Below are 18,361 nucleotides of genomic sequence, written 5' to 3' on the forward strand. Positions count from 1 at the left end.
GTCCCGCTAATCTGATCGGCTCACCACACGAATCCTGGTCGTGTGCAGGCAGTTTGGTGATAGATCAACATCAAATACCGGCCCGCGGCGGTGTGACCGAATGCAAATGTTGCGAACCTGCCCGGGCCCAATGCAAAGGGCCGGTGCGCGATGAACCGGAAAATGGTTCACCGGGCACCGGCCCTGATTGCGGTCTTATCTCAGAGCTGACCGACGACCCAGTCGATCGAGCGGGTCAGCTGCGAAACGTCTTCCGGATCGATCGCCGGGAACATGCCGACGCGGAGCTGGTTACGGCCCAGCTTTCGGTACGGCTCGGTGTCGACGATGCCGTTGGCCCGCAGGATCTTCGCGACCTGGGCGGCGTCGACCGCGTCGTCGAAGTCGATGGTGCCCACGACCTGCGAGCGGTGCGCCGGATCGGTGACGTACGGGGTGGCGAAGGAGCTCGACTCGGCCCACGAGTACAGGCGCGAGGACGAGTCGAGGGTGCGCTTGACGGTCCAGTCCAGGCCGCCGTTGGCGTTCATCCACTCGATCTGGTCGGCGAACAGCAGCAGAGTGGCCAGCGCCGGGGTGTTGTAGGTCTGGTCCTTGGTGGAGTTGTCGATGGCGATCGGCAGCGACAGGAACTCCGGGGTCCAGCGGCCCGAGGCCTTGATCTCCTCGACGCGGGCCAGCGCGGCGGGGCTCATGATCGCGATCCACAGGCCACCGTCGGCGGCGAAGCACTTCTGCGGGGCGAAGTAGTACACGTCGGAGTCGGCGATGTTCACCGGCAGGCCGCCCGCGCCGGAGGTGGCGTCGATGGCGATCAGGGCGTTCTCCGAGCCGGCCGGACGCGAGACCGGGATGGACACACCGGTCGAGGTCTCGTTGTGGGCCCAGCCGATGAGGTCGACCGAGGGGTCCGAGACGGGCTCGGGCGCGCTGCCCGGCTCCGACGAGACGACGATCGGGTCACCGATGAACGGGTTGCCCTTGGCGACCGAGGCGAACTTCGAGGAGAACTCGCCGTTGGTCAGGTGCAGCGAGCGCTCGCGGATCAGGCCGAAGGCGGCGGCGTCCCAGAACGCGGTGGTGCCACCGTTGCCGAGCACCACTTCGTAGCCCTCGGGCAGGGAGAACAGCTCACGCAGGCCGTTGCGCACCCGCGCCACGACGTCCTTGACCGGCTTCTGGCGATGCGAGGTGCCGAACACCGAGGCGCCGACAGTCACCAGGGACTGCAGCTGCTCCGGGCGGACCTTGGACGGGCCGCAGCCGAACCGTCCGTCGGCGGGCTTGAGGTCGGCGGGAATGGTCGGGAACGCACTGGTCATGGGGGCGAGTTTAGTGGTCCGCCGATGGTCCGACGCGCACGGGGGCGGGGCTGTGAGGCGGCCCACTCGGGGGCGCGGGCACGGCGTGGCGGGCACCCGGCGTGCTGGGCGGGTGCCCAGCTCGACCCGGTGGACCGTCGGGCCCGGCAGGTGCCCGGAACGCCCCGACCGCGGGCCCCGCGCGGCCGTCACGTCGACCCGGATCGGCGCGTGCGGGGAATTTGCCCTTGTGCGTAGGGCATTCGCATTACGCTTCTGCTATGAGCCTCGCCGTGGCCGACTCGGGTCGGACCCTGCTCGACCGGTTTGTGTGGGCGTTCGGGAGACGGCCGGGATTGCTGGCCGAGAGCTCCCGGCGAGAACTGCTGATGAGGGGGTTACCCGCCACGGCCACCGTGCTGTCGGTGCGATCCCGGCGCGGGGAGGGCGGATACCGGTTCTCGGTGCGGGTAGAGGTGCCCGACGAGCTGGTCTACGACGCGCGGGTGCGGCAGCGGGTGCGTAGCCAGGATCTGGAATGGATGCAGCCCGGCGACGTCGTCGGCTGCCGCGTCGACCCGGGCGATCGGGAACGCGTGGTGTTGTTCGTCCCCGAGGTGCCGCGGTCGGGACGCAGCGCGGCCGCCAAGATCCTGGCCAACGGGCGCCGCGCGGAGGCGACGGTCCTGGCGGTCGCGCCGATCGCGGCCGACTACACCGGCCGCGACGATCCGGTGCTGCGCCTGGACCTGGAGTTGCGGGCCTGGGACGAGCCGTCGCCGTGGCGGGTGCGGCTGATCCAGCCGGTGCCGCTGGCCGCGGTCGGGCAGATCGAACTCGGCACCCGCCTCGACGCCGCCTTCTTCACCGTCGATCGCGGCGCCTCCGTCGCCATCGACTTCACCAGCCTGACCTGAATGCCCGCGGCCTGGGCCAGCTGAGCGGCGGTCCACCCGGACCGCGTGTCGGCTACCGGTGGACGACGCCGTGACTACAGGTGAACGAAGGTGAACCCGGCCGCGCGCAGGGCCGGGATCGCGACGGCCATGCCGGCTGCCGTGCCCGACTTCGGCCGGTGCATGTGGGCGAGCACGATGCCACCGGGCGCGGCCGCACTCATCGCCCGCTGTACCTGCGCGGCCGAGGCGGTGGCGCCGAAGTCGGCGTTGACGGTGAACCCGAGCGGGGTCTCGCCCAGCTCGGCGACGATGGCGACCGCGACGTCGTCGTAGTGGGCGGTGCCCGCGCGGAAGAATCGCGGCGCCCGTCCGGTCAGCTCGAGCAGGCGTTCGTGATTGGCCCACACCTCGTGCACCGCTTCGTCCGCCGACGCCGTGCCCGCGATGTTGTAGGCGGCCCGCCCGGTCACCGACAGCGGCTTGTGCGCGACGCCGTGACTGGCCAGCTCGAACAGCGGGTTCGCGGCGAGCCGCTGCACGCGACCGGGATCGGCGTCGATCCAGCGCTTGTTGAGGAACAGCGTCGCCGGAATCCGCTCGGCGATCAGCAGATCCAGCAGCGCCTGGTCGACCTCGCTGTTGCCCGGCCCGCCGCACGCGTCGAAGGTGAGCGCCAGCTGCTTGCCACTCGCCGGGAATCCGGTGGTGATGCCGGGCAGATCGACACCCCACGCGTGTGGCCGAGCGCCGGCGTGCCGGGCGGCGACCGCGGCGGGTGAGACGGCGGTCGGCGCGACGACGGTCGAGATCGGCCGCGCGGTCGGCGGCGCGGCCACGGATGGCCCGGCTGCCACCTCGGGCGCGGCCGAATCACCCTGCGCGGCGGCACAGCCGGTCAGCACACCCGCCGCCAACGCGGCCCCCGCGCCGAAAAGCTCACGCCGGGAAAACCCCTCGTTCCGCACCGCCCACCCTTATCGATCAGGTCGGCTGAACATTACCGCCGCCGAGCGCTCCACCAGCCGGAACAGGCCGTCGACCGGCTGTGTTCCGCGAACACATCCTGTCGGCGCCGGATGTCGTGGAGACGAACGACCGGTAGATCGACAACGACCGGGCGTCGGCGGCCGGGGTGGCCGTCGACGCCCGGTCGGGCGATGCGGGGTGGGTCAGCCGGCGATGGTGGACCAGCCGGCGACCTCTTCGGGGGTGCGGGGGCCGGGGCCGGTGTAGATGGCGGCGGGGCGAACGAGCTTGCCCAGCTGCTTCTGCTCCAGGATGTGCGCGCACCAGCCCGCGGTCCGGCCGCAGGTGAACATGGCGGGCATCATGTGCGCGGGGACCTCGGCGAAGTCCAGGATCACCGCGGCCCAGAACTCGACATTGGTCTCGATGGCCCGATCCGGGCGACGCTCCCGCAGTTCTGCCAGCGCGGCCTGCTCCAGCGCGGCGGCGACCTCGAAGCGCGGGGCGTCGAGACGCTTGGCGGTGGCGCGCAGCACGCGGGCGCGCGGGTCCTCGGCCCGGTAGACGCGGTGGCCGAAGCCCATCAGCTTCTCTTTGCGGTCGAGGATGCCCTTGACCAGCGCGCGGGCGTCGCCGCTCTGCTCGACGGCCTCGATCATCGGGAGCACGCGGGCGGGGGCGCCGCCGTGCAGCGGGCCGGACATGGCGCCGATCGCGCCCGACAGCGACGCCGCCACGTCGGCGCCGGTGGAGGCGATGACGCGGGCGGTGAAGGTGGAGGCGTTCATGCCGTGCTCGGCGGCCGAGACCCAGTAGGCGTCGATCGCCTCGGTGTGGCGCGGGTCCGGGTCACCCTTCCAGCGGGTCATGAACCGCTCGGTGACGGTGGTGCACTCGTCGATCTTGCGCTGCGGAACGGCGGGCTGATAGATGCCGCGGGCGGACTGCGCCACGTAGGACAGCGCCATCACCGAGGCGCGGGCCAGGTTCTCGCGGGCGGTCTCGTCGTCGATGTCGAGCAGCGGCTCGTAGCCCCAGATCGGGGCGAGCATGGCCAGACCGGCCTGCACGTCGACGCGCACGTCACCGGTGTGCACCGGCAGCGGGAAGGGCTCGGCGGGCGGGAGGCCGCGGCCGAACTGGCCGTCGACCAGCAGGGCCCACACATCACCGAAGGTGACGCGGTTGGTGACCAGGTCCTCGATGTCGACGCCGCGATAACGTAGCGCGCCACCATCCTTGTCCGGCTCGGCGATGTCGGTGGTGAAGGCCACCACGCCTTCCAATCCGCTGACGAAATCCTGTGGTACCGAGCTGGTAGTCATGGTGACTCTCCTTGCAGGGGCATGCCGATCTTTCTGAACCATAGCCCTGGGGATACCGGGTAGTAACGTCGCCCCTGGCCAGACCTGGACCCCTTCCCGGCCCGCGTCCCGGCGTACCGTCTGTCCTCATGGTTGACCACGAACCCGCGACCGCGGCCGACCTCGCCGCCATGCGCGTCGACTACGGCGACCCGCTGTCGGTGCCGGAGGAGACCGACCTCGACGAGACCTGGGTGGCCGGCGGCTGGGAACCGTTGCTGCGCCGCTGGATCGAGCAGGCGCGCGGTCTCGGCATCGCCGAATCCAACGCGATGGTGCTGGCGACGGTGTCGCTGTCGGGCCCGGCCCCGCGCCCGGTCGCGCGCACCGTCCTGTGCAAGGGACTCGCGCCCGAGGGCGTCACCTTCTACACGAATTACGACTCGGCCAAGGGCAACCAGCTCGCCGCCGACCCGTACGCCGCGGCGACCTTCGTCTGGCCCGCGCTGGCCCGGCAGGTCCATCTGCGCGGGATCACCGAGCGGGTGCCCGCCGAGGTGACCGAGGCCTACTGGCAGACCCGCCCGCGCGACTCGCGGCTGGGCGCGTGGGCGTCGCGGCAGTCGCGGCCCGCGGCCTCGCGCGCGGAGGTGGATCGGTCGTTGGCCGAGGCCACGGCCCGCTTCGCCGACGTCGACGACATTCCGGTCCCGCCGTTCTGGGGCGGGTACCTGCTGCGGCCCGACGAGGTGGAGTTCTGGCAGGGCAGACGGGGTCGGCTGCACAACCGGATCGTCGTGCGGATCGGCGACGCAGGCACAACCGTGGAACGTTTGCAGCCCTAACGAGCGGTGGGGTATCTCACCGAGCGCATCCGTTCTGCGATCGCCCGGCGATGGCTAATCTGCGGCGAGTGAAGCTGCTCGCCGACACCGAACCCCTGCGTCATCCCGACTATCGCAGGCTTTGGACCACCAACATCGTCACCGTCATCGGTGCGCAGCTCTCGGTGGTCGCGGTTCCGCAGCAGATCTTCCAGATCACCGGCAGCTCGGGGTACGTCGGCTTGGCCGGCCTGTTCGGCCTGGTCCCGCTGGTCGTGTTCGGGCTCTGGGGCGGCGCGCTGGCCGATGTGATGGACCGGCGCACCCTGCTGATCATCACCACGGCGGGCACCGGTGTGACGGCGGTGGCGTTCTGGGCGCAGGCCGCGCTCGGGACGAACAACGTGTGGCTGGTGCTGGGCCTGTTCGCCGCCCAGCAGGCGTTCTTCGCGGTCAACCAGCCCACCCGCAGCGCGGCCATCGCCCGGCTGCTGCCGCCCGAGCAGATCGCCGCGGCCAGCTCGCTGAGCATGACCGTGCAGAACGTCGGCATGATCGCCGGACCGGTGCTGGCGGGTCTGCTCATCCCGGTGCTCGGCCTGTCGACGCTGTATCTGATCGATGCGATCGCGCTGCTCGCGACGGTGTGGGCGGTGTGGAAACTGCCCGCCTTCCCGCCCACCGGCGATCAGCGCCGGGCCGGGCTGCGCGCCGTCATCGACGGTTTCCGCTATCTGACCAAGCAGCGCATCCTGCTCGCGTCGTTCGTCGTCGACATCATCGCCATGGTGTTCGGCATGCCGCGCGCGCTGTTCCCGCAGATCGCGCACGAGACCTTCCACGACCCGGTCGAGGGCGGTGTCGCGCTGGGTCTGCTGTTCGCGGCCATCTCGGCGGGCGCGGTGCTGGGCGGGGTGTTCTCCGGCTGGGTGCCGCGCATCCGCAGGCAGGGCCTGGCGGTGATCGTCTGCATCGTGATCTGGGGCGTGGCGATGATCGGGTTCGGCTTGGCGGTGGGGCTGGCCGGGCACCTGTTCGGGCTGGGGGTGTGGCTGTGGATCGCGGTGGCCTTCCTGGCCCTGGGCGGCGCGGTCGACATGGTCTCGGCGGCGCTGCGCACGGCGATGTTGCTCAACGTCTCCACCGACGAGATGCGCGGCCGTCTGCAGGGCGTGTTCATCGTGGTTGTCGCAGGTGGGCCGCGGATCGGTGATGTTGCCCACGGTTTCGCCGCGGCGAGCCTGGGTACCGCTGTAGCTGCCGCGGGTGGCGGTGTTCTGGTCGTCATCGGGGTGGTGCTCGCCGCACTGGCCTTCCCCGCCTTCGTCCGTTACCGGGTGACCCGCGCGCACACCGATTCACTGGTCAATTGAGTTGTGCGAGAAGGGATTACATGACTATCGCCGATTCGCCCGCGCAGGGGCCCGCCGCCGTGCGCGGCAGCACCGCGCGAGGTCGGCGAACAGGGGATCGGCGCAGGTCGGCAGCTGTGCGCCGACCTCACCGCCGATCGGCCCCGGTGTGAGAACGGCGCAGGACAACCCTGATTGCTTGTCTCGACCGAACAACAGCTAGCGTTAGCGCAAGTGCACCGCGTGCCGACCGCATCGGTGCCTACGGTTCTAGCCTGAGAGGGATCCTTCCGTGCCCGCTGAGAACATCACCAACGTCGCCGATGACGCCAAGGCGGTACTGCAGTACCCCGGTGGCGAGTTCCCGATTTCGGTCACCAAGGCCGCAGAGGGCAACGACGGACTCGACTTGGGCAAGCTGCTGGCCAGCACCGGCTACGTCACCTACGACCCCGGTTTCATGAACACCGCGTCGACCAAGTCGGCCATCACCTACATCGACGGTGAAGCGGGCATCCTGCGCTACCGCGGCTACCCGATCGACCAGCTGGCCGGCCGCTCGACCTTCATCGAGGTCAGCTACCTGCTCATCTACGGCGAGCTGCCGACCCAGGCCCAGCTCGACGACTTCACCGATCGCATCCGCCGCCACACGCTGCTGCACGAGGATCTGAAGCGGTTCTTCGACGGGTTCCCGCGCAACGCGCACCCGATGCCGGTGCTGTCGTCGGCGGTGAACGCGCTCTCGGCGTACTACCAGGACTCGCTGGACCCGCGCGACCCCGAGCAGGTCGAGCTGTCCACCATCCGCCTGCTGGCCAAGCTGCCCACCATCGCGGCCTACTCGTACAAGAAGTCGGTCGGCCAGCCGTTCCTCTACCCGGACAACTCGCTGAGCCTGGTCGAGAACTTCCTGCGGATGACCTTCGGCTTCCCGGCCGAGCCCTACGAGGTCGACCCCGAGATCGCCGCCGCGCTCGACATGCTGCTGATCCTGCACGCCGACCACGAGCAGAACTGCTCCACCTCGACCGTGCGCCTCGTCGGCTCCTCCGACGCCAACCTGTTCACCTCGGTGTCCGGTGGCATCAACGCGCTGTGGGGCCCGCTGCACGGCGGCGCCAACCAGGCCGTGCTCGAGATGCTCGACGAGATCAAGGCCAACGGCGGCGACGTCAAGGAATTCATCCGCAAGGTCAAGAACAAGGAAGACGGCGTGAAGCTCATGGGCTTCGGGCACCGCGTCTACCGCAACTACGACCCGCGCGCCACCCTGGTCAAGCAGGCCGCCGACAAGATCCTGTCGAAGATCGGCGGCGACGACCAGCTGCTCGACATCGCCAAGCAGCTCGAAGAGGCCGCCCTCACGGACGACTACTTCGTCTCGCGGCGCCTGTACCCGAACGTCGACTTCTACACCGGCGTCATCTACCGGGCGATGGGCTTCCCGACCCGCATGTTCACCGTGCTCTTCGCCATGGGCCGCCTGCCCGGCTGGATCGCCCACTGGCGTGAGATGCACTCCGAGCCGCTCAAGATCGGCCGCCCGCGCCAGATCTACACCGGTTACGGTGAGCGTGACTACCGCGACATCGCTGGCCGTTAGTCCGAACTGAAACTATCGAAGGGGATAGCCGAATGACCAAGCCGGAGATCGAATTCCAGGAGGGCCCCGCGCCCACCGAGCTCGTGATCAAGGACCTCGTCGAGGGCGAAGGCAAGGAAGCGGTGCCCGGCGGCACCGTCGAGGTGCACTACGTCGGCGTCGAGTTCGACAGCGGCGAGCAGTTCGACTCTTCGTGGGACCGTGGCGAGTCCATCACCTTCCCGCTGCGCGGCCTGATCCAGGGCTGGCAGGAAGGTATCCCTGGCATGAAGGTCGGCGGCCGTCGCCAGCTGACCATCCCGCCGGAGCTCGCCTACGGCCCCGCCGGCGCGGGCCACCACCTCTCCGGCAAGACCCTGGTCTTCGTGATCGACCTGCTCAACGCGAACTGACCAGCCGAACAACACACTGAGGCCGGGTTCCCGACAGGAACCCGGCCTCAGTTGTCTGTGTGTGAGGAGTGCTCAGCGGGTGAGGTCGGCCATCGGTATTTCGCCGACGACGACGTGACTGAGCGCGACGATGCCGCGATGGATCTGGTGCAATCGGTATTCCCGGGCATGTGCGTCGAGGCGGAACTCGAGTACCTCCTCGATCCCGAACTTGGTGTCCAGCACGACCACGAGATAGAGGGGTATCCCGACCCGCGCGTACTGGGCCTTCTTGTCCAGCAGGTCCTCGGCGGCGGTCGACGGCGACGACACCTCGACCACGATCAACGCGTCGGCGGCTTCGGGTTTCGCTCCCGGCCTGTCCAGGCAGCGGTAGATCACCACGTCAGGGCGGCGAAAGGTGAACTTCGGGACGCGCCACAGCACCACGTCGATGTCGGTGTCGACCCGGATGCACGGTTCGGTACTGGGCAGCCGCTCCATAGCGTCGGCCAGGCGCCGAGCGATGCGATTGTGTTCCGGAGTAGGCGATTCACACACGATGACATGCCCGTGGACCACTTCGATCTCACGCGCCGCGGCTTCCGGCAGCCGGAGGTACTCCTCTTCGGTCATCAGATGAGGGAGCGAATCCGTCGGCTGGATCGTCATGCCGGTGAGCATACCGCCAGGCCGCGAGCGGACTTGTGGTCTGGAAGAAGGCCGATGCCGACGACGTGGGTCGCGATGTCGCTACTCCCGGACGACCTCGACCGGGTCGGTGAGGGCGAGGGCGAGGGCGGAGTTCTGGGTGGTGCTGCGGGCGGGGAGGGCCTCGATGGCCTTGCCGGTCTGGGTGTTGAGGTTGCCGACGATGTTCTGCAGGGCGCCGACGCCGGTGGTCATCTGTTCGATCGCGGAGGTGATCTGGGCGCCGCCCTGTTCGGCGAGAGTGGGCAGGCCCTTGGCGAGTTCGGCGCCCTGGGTGAGCTGGGTGCGGGCGCTGTCGAGCCGGGTGACAACGGTGCGCAGCAGGGTGCCGAGGTCGGTGTTCGGGTCGACGGCGGCGCCGGTCAGATCGGCCAGGCCGGTCAGCTGGGCGCCCGCCTGACTCGAGATGCCGCGCAGCGCTTCGAGCTTGGTGATGATGTCGGCCAGCTGGGGATCGGTGGCGAACGGCAGGGCGCGCAGCAGCGGCAGGACCTGGTCCAGGCCGGTGCTCAGCGCGGTGGCGCTACGCTCCACGCCGGCGATGGTGACGCCGGTGGCGCCGAGCGCGTCGGCCAGCTGGTTCGCCTGCTTGGTCGCGCCGTCCACGGTCTGGTTCAGCAGCTCGATGGCCGAGGTGAGTTCTCCCGCGCCCTGTTTCGCGAAGTCGAGGAACCCGAGCATCTCGCTGGCGCCGCCGCTGAACTGGGCGGCGCCGTCGGCGGCCGCGGTGACGCCGGCGTTGAGCAGCTGCGCGGTGAACTGCACCGAGGTCATCTGATTGCGGGCCTGGGAGACCGCGGCCAGCGCGGCGTCGACGCCGGAGGCGCCGATCCGGTGGGTCACGGCGGCGACGGCGCCGTTGACGACGTTCTCGTCCGCGCCGTCGTGGGCGGTGACGGTGACCTTGGCGCGCTTGGGTTCCGGCGTGGCCAGCGTCGCCATCGACGCGGTGAGATCGGCGGGCAGGGTGATCACCGCGGCGTAGTCGGCCGCGTCGAGCTCACCCGGCTTGGCCACCGTCCACTCGTAGCCGCCGGCGTCCTGGACCGCCTTGGCCACGCGCTCCCCGGTCGGCCCGGTATCGGCGTTGACGAGCGCGAATCCCGTGGGGGAGTCGGACGTGCCCGCGCACGCGGCGATACCACCACCCGCCAGCGCGACAGCAGCGACGAGACAGACCATCCTGGTGCGTTTTCCGATCACGCCGCCGACGGTATCGAGCGAGTTCGCGCCGGGTCGTGGGAGATGTCTGAGAGTTCGGTGAGGATGGCACGACGGGGATAGCTGACGGTGTGCCGGAACCTGTTCTCGGGCGGGCGATTCCCGCTCATCGGGACGTCAAACGATGTCGTGATATGGCGTGCATCACAGTGCCTTCCATTGTTTCTCCGGGTCCGATACAAATCTCGAGTCAATCGAGATCGAGATTTCATCGATTCGTCCGGGGGGTTCGGGGATTCGCCGGGGGCATCGGGAGGGAGACATCGAACATGTTCCACCGCACCATCACCCGGGCGGGCCGTCGCGCATTCGTGGCCGCGCTGCCGCTGGCCGTCGCCACGTCGCTGGTCACCGCGGGTGTCGCGGCCGCTGACGTCGACACCGAGCGTCAGACGCAGATCGCCACCGGCCTGGCCAGCGCCGGTGCCGCCGACGGCGTGGACTTCCGCACCACCGTCTCGCCGGACCTGCGCACCATCTCCGCGAGCATCGACAACGGCCGCTTCGTGATCACCCCCGACGCCGTCACCGTGGTCTCGGCCACCGGTGTCACCGTCGGCGAGGTCCCGCTCAAGTTCAACACCGTCGACGGCAACGCCATCGCGATCGCCTCGGTGGTCTCCGCCGACGGCAAGACCGTGCAGATGGCGCCGCAGCTGTCCGGCGACACCAGCACCGAGCTGAAGGACATCGCCACCAACCCCGAGGCCGGCAACCACGACCCGGTCCAGAACGGTGCGGCCGCAGGCGCCACCATCGGCGCGCTGGCCGCCGCGATCATGTGCGTGCCCGCACTGGCCGCGTTCATCATCGGCTACGTCTTCTGCGCCATCCCGTCGGTGATCTCGACCGCGCTGACCGGTGCCGTGATCGGTGCCGTCATCGGCCTGGTGATCCCGGAGTCGGTGCCGCAGGTGCTGCCCTGATCCCTCGACGAGGCTGATCAATAGCTCCGTGATAGCCCTGTCGTCGCGCCTTGTGGCGGCGGCGGGGCTATCGCGCGTCTAGGGCGTGTCCCGGGCCGGCAGTTCGATGACCAGCCGAGCCCCGCCGAACGCGCTGTCCTCGAAATAGGCCCGCCCGCCGTGCAATTGGGCCTGCTGGGCCACCAGCGCCAGGCCGAGGCCGGACCCGCCCTTGCTGGCATTGGTCCCGCGGGCGAAGCGGGCGAAGACGGCGTCGCGCTCGGCGACCGGCACGCCGGTGCCGTTGTCGTCGACGGCGATGACGATGCGACCGCCGGGCGCGCGATGCGCCGAGACGACGGCATGGGTGGCGCCACCGTGCTTGACCGAGTTGGTCAGCGCGTTGTCGATCGCGAGCCGCAGACCGGCGGGCAGCCCACGGGTGACGAGCTCGGCGTCGGTGTCGATGCGGACCGAGAGGCCGGGGTTGTGGCGCATGGCGTCGTGGGCGGCCTGGTCGCACAGATCGGCCACATCGGTGGGGATGTGGTCGGCCTCGGCGGTGAGGTCGCCGCGGGCCAGGCGTTCCAGCGCGGTGAGCGTGGTCTCGATCCTGGTCTCGTTGCGGGCGAGGTCGTCGAGGATCTCGCGGCGCTGCTCGTCGGTGAGGTCGAGGGTGCGCAGGACCTCGAGGTCGGTGCGGATCGCGGTCAGCGGGGTGCGCAGCTCGTGGGCGGACACGGCGGCGAAATCGCGGGCCGTCTCCAGCGCGGCGGCGGTCTCGGCCTGCGCTTCGTCGACGCGGGCCAGCATGGTGTTCACCGCGTCGGCCAGTTTGACCGCTTCATCGACACCGGACCCGTCGACCGGCTGGGCGGAGTGGTCGGGGTCGCCGAAGGAACTGCGCGCGGAGACCTGCTTGGTCAGCTTCACGATCGGCCCCACGGCGCGACCGGCCAGCAGCCAGCCCAGCGCCGCGGCCGCCGCCACCGCGATCGCGGCGCCCAGCAGCACCCAGCGTTGCTGGTCCGCGGTGGCCTTGGCGGCCTCGGTGGTCGGGATGGCCAGGGAGACGGTGCGTCCCGCCGGCTGGTTCTCGGTGGTGGTGAGCACCCGGTACGGCTGGTCGTTGACCTCGACGGTCTGCGAGCCCGGCGGCAGATCGGGCAGCTGGGTGGAACTGGACGCGGTGACCTGGCCGTTGTCGCGCACGGTGAGCGCCATGGTGGTCTGCAGACCGGTCAGGTTGACGAATCCGGTGGCCAGCACCGGCTCGATCAGCACGATCCGCGAGGCGATCTCGAGCTGCTGGTCGGTTTGGGTCACATTGTTGCGTTCGATCGCCTGGAAACCCACGAATGCGGCGATCGAGACGATGATGACGGCACCCGCCGCGGCCGCGCCCGCGACCCGAGTTCGGAGCGAAAACGATTGTCTCCGACGGCGTTTCGGCGGGGCCTCGATCATTTCGGTTCCCGGAGCACGAACCCTACGCCGCGAATCGTGTGCAAAATCCTTGGCGTGTCATCTATTTCGAGTTTGCGTCGCAAGTATCCGACGAACACGTCGACGACATTCGTATCGGCTATGAAATCGTAACCCCACACCAATTCCAGCAGCCGTTCACGCGTCAACACCACACCCGCATTCCGGGCCAGCGTCGACAACAATTCGAATTCTCGTTTGGTGAGCTCGATTTCCTTGCCGTGCAGCAGCGCCCGGTATCCGGCCACGTCGATCTGGAGCGGGCCGACGCTGATCGCGCCGGGCGCGACCGGCTCCGGGGCATCGGTGCGGCGGCGCAGCAGGGCCCGGATCCGGGCCACCAGCTCGGCCAGTTCGAACGGTTTCACCAGGTAGTCGTCGGCCCCGGACTCCAGGCCCGCGATCCGGTCGTCGACCGAGGCGCGGGCGCTGAGCACGCAGACCGGCACGTCGTTGCCCATCGCCCGCAACGCCGTCACCACGCCCGCGCCGTCGAGCACCGGCATGTTCATGTCGAGCACCACCGCGTCGGGCGCGTGCTCGGAGACGGCGCGCAGAGCGGCGGCGCCGTCGCGCGCGACCAGCACCTGGAACCCGGACAGCCGCAGGCCGCGTTCGACCGAGGCGAGGACGTCCTCGTCGTCGTCGACGACCAGGACAGTGGAGGCAGCACGATCGGTCACGCCGCAATCCTAGGGGCGGCGGCCACCACCGGGCCCGATGGTCAGGCCGTCGGGGCCACCGGGTCGCCGTCGAGGTCGGGGGTGGGCGTGTCCTGCGCGGCCGGGGGCGGATTGCCCAGCGGCGGATTCGCCAGGATGCGGTCGGCCAGCGCGGTGAGCACGGCCGGGTCCTCGATGGTGGCCGGGGTCTCCACCTGTTCCCCGGCGGTGAGCTGGCGGATCGTCTTGCGCAGGATCTTGCCCGAACGGGTCTTGGGCAGGCCCGAAACGATGATCGCGCTGTGCAGGGTGGCGATGGCGCCGATCTGCTCGCGCACCCGCTCGGCGAGTTCGGTCCGCAACTGCTCCGGATCGACCTCCACACCCTGCTTGAGCACCACGTAGGCCAGCGGCAGGTGGCCCTTGAGCTCGTCGGGCACACCGATCACGGCGCATTCGGCGATCGCGTCGTGCCCGGCGATGGCGGCCTCGATGCTGCCCGCCGAGAGACGGTGCCCGGCCATGTTGATCACGTCGTCGCTGCGGCCGAGGACGTAGAGGTAGCCGTCCTCGTCGAAGTAACCGGAATCGCCGGTCAGATAGTGGCCGGGGAAGGCCGACAGATACGAGCGGATGAACCGCTCGCGGTCGCGCCACAGCCCGGTCAGCGCGCCGGGCGGCAGCGGCAGCCCGATGACGATGTTGCCCTCGACGCCGGTCGGCACCGGATTGCCGTTCGCGTCGAGCACCCGCAGCCGGTAGCCGGGCACCGGCACGCACGACGAACCGGGTTTGACCGGCAGTTCCTGCAGGCCGAGCGGGTCGGCGCAGATCGGCCAGCCGGTCTCGGTCTGCCACCAGTGATCGACCACCGGGGTGTCGGGGTGATCGGCGAGCAGGGTGCCGGAGGCCCATTCGAAGGTGGCCGGGTCCAGCCGCTCGCCCGCGCAGAACAGCGCGCGCAGCCGGGACAGGTCGTGGCGGTGGGCGGCGGCGGCCTCGGGATCGGCCCGCCGGATCGCGCGCAACGCAGTCGGCGCGGTGAACAGCACCCGCACGTCGTGCTCGTCGATGATCCGCCAGAACACCCCCGCGTCGGGCGTGCCGACCGGTTTGCCCTCGTAGAGCACGGTCGTCGCGCCGACCAGCAGCGGCGCGTAGACGATATAGGAGTGGCCGACGACCCAGCCCACATCGGAGGCCGCCCAGAACACCTGACCTGGGCCGACGTCGTAGATATTGCGCATCGACCAGGCCAGCGCGACCGCGTGCCCGCCGTTGTCGCGGACCACGCCCTTGGGTTTGCCGGTGGTTCCCGAGGTGTAGAGGATGTAGAGCGGATCGGTCGCGGCGACCGAGACCGGCTCGGCCGGGGTGACGTCGGCGACGGTGGCGGCCCAGTCGACCCAGCGGGCCGCGACGGTCTGCTCCGAGGACGGCAGCACGTCGGTGGCGGGCAGCGCTGCCGGGAACTCGATGGTCGGGAATTCCGGGCGCTGCTTGACGATCACCGTGCGCACCGACGCCGTCTGCGCCAGATCCAGCGCCTGCAGCACGATCGGCGGGTAGTCGATGCGGCGGTGGGGCTCCATGCCGCCCGAGGCGGTGACCACCAGGACCGGTTCGGCGTCGTCGATGCGGGCGGCCAGTTCGGGCGCGGCGAAGCCGCCGAACACCACCGAGTGCACCGCGCCGATGCGGGCGCAGGCCAGCATCGCGATCACGGCCTCGGGGATCATCGGCAGGTAGATCACCACCCGGTCACCGGCCACGACGCCGAGATCACGCATGGCTCCGGCGAATCGGGCGACCTCGTCGAGCAGCTCGGCGTAGGTGTAGACGGTGGTGGTGTCCGTCATAGCGGAGACATATATGAGGGCGGCCTGATCGGCGTGCCCGCCCTCGGCGACGGTGCCCGCTCGCACGTGCCGGTCCAGCGCGTTGACGCAGGTGTTGAGCCGGGCGTCGGGGAACCAGCGGGCCGCGCGCTTGTCGGCGGCGTCGACGATCTGCTGCGGCGCCACGTCCCACTCGATGGCCTGAGCTGCGGCGGACCAGAAGTCGGCTGGGTCGACCAGACTGGTCTGATAGACCGGTCGGTACTCGTGTTCCACGTCCAAGCCCGTGACTCCCTAGCCTCGCTTCGATGCCCGCTCGATAGATCCTGATGATTGTGGCAGACTTCACGCGACACCCGAGGGGGTGCCGCGACCTTTGGTTTTGCCTGGAACGGGCAGGTCATCGCGCGGACCTCTACCGGGAGTCAGCCAAGAAGTTATTGATCCGTTAGAATCTGATGTCACTTATTCGGGCAGTCGTAGACGCAATTTCTCGGCCAGCCGCAGTTCTCGGCCAGTCAACTCTGGTGAGCCGCCATCGCGCCTGTGGAGGTTCGCTGATGGCGCAAGGTACGAGGCCAGTTTGGAAAGTGAGTGGGAGATGCGTGACGCCGCTAGGTCCGGCAGCAAGCGCTGGGCGCTCGGCAACTGGGACCTGCGTTGGAAGGTTACGGCCGTGCTGGCCGTGCCGCTCGCGGTCGCGGTCGGGCTCGGCGTGTCGAGAATTACCTCGGAGTTCTCGGAGGCCAACCGGCTGTCGAGCATCAATGAGCAGGTCGACTCGATTCCGTCGGTCACCGCGCTGAGTGCTACCTCGGCGCGGGTCACCGGTAGTCAGATGGTTCCCGCGGGGCCGGGGGTCACCCTGGTCACCGACAAGGACCTCGCCGATCTCGATGCGGCCATCGCCGCCGCCGAGTCCTCACTGGGCCGGTTGACCGATCTGCCGCGGGCGCACGAGGCGCTGCAGCGGATGATCTCGCAGGCCAAGAACGTGCGCGGCCAGGGCAAGGCGCTGACCTCGTCGGCCGAGCCCGCGCTGGCCTCGGTCGAGCAGATGCGTAAAGACAGCGTCGACATCGTCGAGACCACCATCGCCCAGGTCAGCGATCCGGTCATGGACCAGGCCAAGCTGCGCCTCGTCGACTCGCTCAACACCCGTTCCGTGCTCGTCGACCAGCTGGCAGGCATCTCCGAGATGCTGCGCGGTCTGCCGCAGGGTTCGCAGGACTTCATCACCGGTGTCGCCACCGAGCGGCACCTGCTCGACGTGCTGGCCAACCGCTTCCCCGACGGCGATCGGGTGATCGCGGACCTCAAGGCGCAGGCCGACGTCCGGCAGAACCTGGTCAGCAGCCCCGAGGTCGCGGCGGGCAAGCTGCCCATCGGTGACATGCGTACGTCGCTCGTCACCAGCCTCGTCGGCTACGAGGGCGTCGTCGACCAGGCCACCAAGGCCATCGAGTCGTCCATGGACGAACTCACCACCACCGCCGCCACCGGCGCCTGGTCCTACACCGGCGTCGTCATCGCGACGATCCTCGCCGCGCTGTTGCTGGCCGTGTTCGTCGCCCGCTCGATGATCGTGCCGCTGCACCGCCTGCGCCTGGCCGCGCTGCGTGTCGCCGAGTCCGATCTGCCGCACGAGGTCGCCCAGCTGCGTAACGGCGCCGCCCCCGAGGACGTGCCGCTCGAGCCGATGCCGGTGCGCTCCGACGAGGAGATCGGCCAGCTGGCCCGCGCCGTCGACGACATCCACGGTCAGGCGCTGCGCCTGGCGAGTGATCAGGCGCAGATGCGTTCGCAGGTCAACGACATGTTCGAGACTCTGGCCCGGCGCTCCAAGTCGCTCGTCGACCATCAGCTCACCCTCATCGAGGCGATGGAGTACGACGAGAAGGACCCGCGCCTGCTCGAGAACCTCTTCCGGCTCGACCACCTCGCGGCGCGCATGCGCCGTAACGGTGACAACCTGCTCATCCTCGCCGGTACCAAGCAGCGCCGGACCAAGTCGGCCCCGGTCGAGATCGCCGACGTGCTGCGTGCCGCGATCTCCGAGGTCGAGGACTACGAACGGGTCAAGCTCGGCGCGACCCCGCGTGGCTCGCTGGTCGAACCGGCCGCCTCCGACATGGCGCACCTGTTCGCCGAGCTGCTCGACAACGCGCTGCGGGCCTCCCCGCCGGAGACCGACGTCAAGTTCACCTTCGCCCAGGCCCATGATCAGGGTCTGCTGATCGAGGTCGCCGACCGCGGTATCGGTATGCCGCCGCAGGAGATGTCGGAGATCAACCGCAGGCTCGAGCAGACCGCCGAGCCCGGTCCCGACACCGCCCGCCACATGGGTCTGTTCGTAGTCGGCCGGCTCGCCGAGCGGCACGGTCTGACCGTGCGCCTGCGTCCGACCTTCGACACCGCGCGCGATCCGGGCGTCACCGTCACCGTGCACGTGCCGGTCGGCCTGATCGTCTCCGGCGCCGGCGGCCCGGTGGTGCCGCCGCAGCAGCTGCAGCAGCAGGCGCCGCCGCAGCAGCAGCGCCCGAACCCGCAGAACCAGCAGAGCACGATGCAGACCCGCGCGATCACCCGGACCCCGGGCGGCAACGTGATGGTCACCGTCGATCCCGGTGTCAGCAGCGGGCCGATCCCGGCCGGTCAGGGTGGGCTGCCGCAGCGGCAGCCCGGGAACTCGATGGCCCAGGGCCTGCAGCAGGACGCCGCCGAGCAGTCCTCGCCGACCCTGCGTCCGCCGGCGCCCGGTCAGGGCAACGTGCCGCAGCGCGGCAAGCTGGCCGCGGCCAATCTGCCCAAGCGCAACCTCGCGGCCGGTGGGCCGGGCGGACCCGGTGGACCGCAGCGTCCGCAGGGCGCGCCGTCCGCGCCGGGGCAGCCGGGCGATCCCAAGCCCGCCGGTGC

The 18,361-nt window shown here is 69.7% G+C and carries 15 protein-coding genes; 7 read left to right on the forward strand and 8 right to left on the reverse strand.

The genetic code is table 11. The features are described from left to right. Window positions 1-200: 200 nt before the first annotated feature. Complete coding sequence (gene serC / locus ATM97_RS05800) at window positions 201-1,322, reverse strand: phosphoserine transaminase (RefSeq protein ID WP_218716903.1); 1,122 nt, start codon at window positions 1,320-1,322, stop codon at window positions 201-203. A 260-nt stretch (window positions 1,323-1,582) separates the two neighbouring features. On the opposite strand from serC, the gene ATM97_RS05805 reads away from it, so the two are divergent. Next, the gene (locus tag ATM97_RS05805; protein ID WP_218716904.1) at window positions 1,583-2,218 is read left to right on the forward strand and encodes a hypothetical protein; all 636 of its coding nucleotides are present in this window, start codon (window positions 1,583-1,585) and stop codon (window positions 2,216-2,218) included. A 74-nt stretch (window positions 2,219-2,292) separates the two neighbouring features. On the opposite strand, the gene ATM97_RS05810 is transcribed toward ATM97_RS05805, so the two are convergent. Together ATM97_RS05810 and ATM97_RS05815 are read right to left on the reverse strand one after the other, a co-directional pair. Continuing rightward, complete coding sequence (locus ATM97_RS05810; protein ID WP_308248385.1) at window positions 2,293-3,165, reverse strand: polysaccharide deacetylase family protein; 873 nt, start codon at window positions 3,163-3,165, stop codon at window positions 2,293-2,295. Between the two features lie 204 nt (window positions 3,166-3,369). Continuing rightward, window positions 3,370-4,491: a citrate synthase 2 gene (locus ATM97_RS05815; RefSeq protein ID WP_218716905.1), complete on the reverse strand. Its 1,122-nt coding sequence runs from the start codon at window positions 4,489-4,491 to the stop codon at window positions 3,370-3,372. A 128-nt stretch (window positions 4,492-4,619) separates the two neighbouring features. Here ATM97_RS05815 and pdxH point away from each other — a divergent pair, with 128 nt between their 5' ends. The 4 genes from pdxH (at window position 4,620) to ATM97_RS05835 (ending at window position 8,644) form a co-directional block, all read left to right on the forward strand. Next, entirely contained in the window at window positions 4,620-5,315 is a 696-nt protein-coding gene (pdxH, locus tag ATM97_RS05820; protein ID WP_218716906.1) for a pyridoxamine 5'-phosphate oxidase, read from the forward strand. 50 nt (window positions 5,316-5,365) lie between these two features. Next, window positions 5,366-6,667 (forward strand): MFS transporter, encoded by a 1,302-nt coding sequence (locus ATM97_RS05825; protein ID WP_218716907.1) that lies wholly within the window; start codon window positions 5,366-5,368, stop codon window positions 6,665-6,667. A 271-nt stretch (window positions 6,668-6,938) separates the two neighbouring features. Then, on the forward strand, window positions 6,939-8,252 hold the full coding sequence (locus ATM97_RS05830; RefSeq protein WP_218716908.1) for a citrate synthase: 1,314 nt from the start codon (window positions 6,939-6,941) through the stop codon (window positions 8,250-8,252). Window positions 8,253-8,284: 32 nt separating this feature from the next. Further along, window positions 8,285-8,644: an FKBP-type peptidyl-prolyl cis-trans isomerase gene (locus ATM97_RS05835; protein ID WP_218716909.1), complete on the forward strand. Its 360-nt coding sequence runs from the start codon at window positions 8,285-8,287 to the stop codon at window positions 8,642-8,644. 72 nt (window positions 8,645-8,716) lie between these two features. On the opposite strand, the gene ATM97_RS05840 is transcribed toward ATM97_RS05835, so the two are convergent. Both ATM97_RS05840 and ATM97_RS05845 read right to left on the reverse strand, forming a co-directional pair. Then, entirely contained in the window at window positions 8,717-9,295 is a 579-nt protein-coding gene (locus tag ATM97_RS05840; RefSeq protein WP_218716910.1) for a Uma2 family endonuclease, read from the reverse strand. 81 nt (window positions 9,296-9,376) lie between these two features. Beyond that, complete coding sequence (locus tag ATM97_RS05845; protein ID WP_308248386.1) at window positions 9,377-10,537, reverse strand: hypothetical protein; 1,161 nt, start codon at window positions 10,535-10,537, stop codon at window positions 9,377-9,379. Between the two features lie 287 nt (window positions 10,538-10,824). On the opposite strand from ATM97_RS05845, the gene ATM97_RS05850 reads away from it, so the two are divergent. Then, entirely contained in the window at window positions 10,825-11,481 is a 657-nt protein-coding gene (locus ATM97_RS05850) for a hypothetical protein (protein WP_218716911.1), read from the forward strand. 78 nt (window positions 11,482-11,559) lie between these two features. Here the strand turns inward: ATM97_RS05850 and ATM97_RS05855 are convergent, their stop codons facing one another. From ATM97_RS05855 to ATM97_RS05865, 3 genes are all read right to left on the reverse strand, one after another. Next, the gene (locus ATM97_RS05855; RefSeq protein WP_308248387.1) at window positions 11,560-12,816 is read right to left on the reverse strand and encodes a HAMP domain-containing sensor histidine kinase; all 1,257 of its coding nucleotides are present in this window, start codon (window positions 12,814-12,816) and stop codon (window positions 11,560-11,562) included. A gap of 107 nt (window positions 12,817-12,923) precedes the next feature. Further along, window positions 12,924-13,628, reverse strand: coding sequence for a response regulator transcription factor (locus ATM97_RS05860; RefSeq protein ID WP_218716913.1), 705 nt, complete (start codon window positions 13,626-13,628; stop codon window positions 12,924-12,926). A 41-nt stretch (window positions 13,629-13,669) separates the two neighbouring features. Next, window positions 13,670-15,727 (reverse strand): AMP-binding protein, encoded by a 2,058-nt coding sequence (locus ATM97_RS05865; RefSeq protein WP_218716914.1) that lies wholly within the window; start codon window positions 15,725-15,727, stop codon window positions 13,670-13,672. A gap of 319 nt (window positions 15,728-16,046) precedes the next feature. On the opposite strand from ATM97_RS05865, the gene ATM97_RS05870 reads away from it, so the two are divergent. Continuing rightward, on the forward strand, window positions 16,047-18,361 hold a 2,315-nt coding region (locus ATM97_RS05870), incomplete at its 3' end, for an ATP-binding protein (protein WP_218716915.1).

The sequence above is a fragment of the Nocardia sp. MH4 genome, from assembly GCF_019266065.1.
GTDB classification, from domain to species: domain Bacteria; phylum Actinomycetota; class Actinomycetes; order Mycobacteriales; family Mycobacteriaceae; genus Nocardia; species Nocardia canadensis.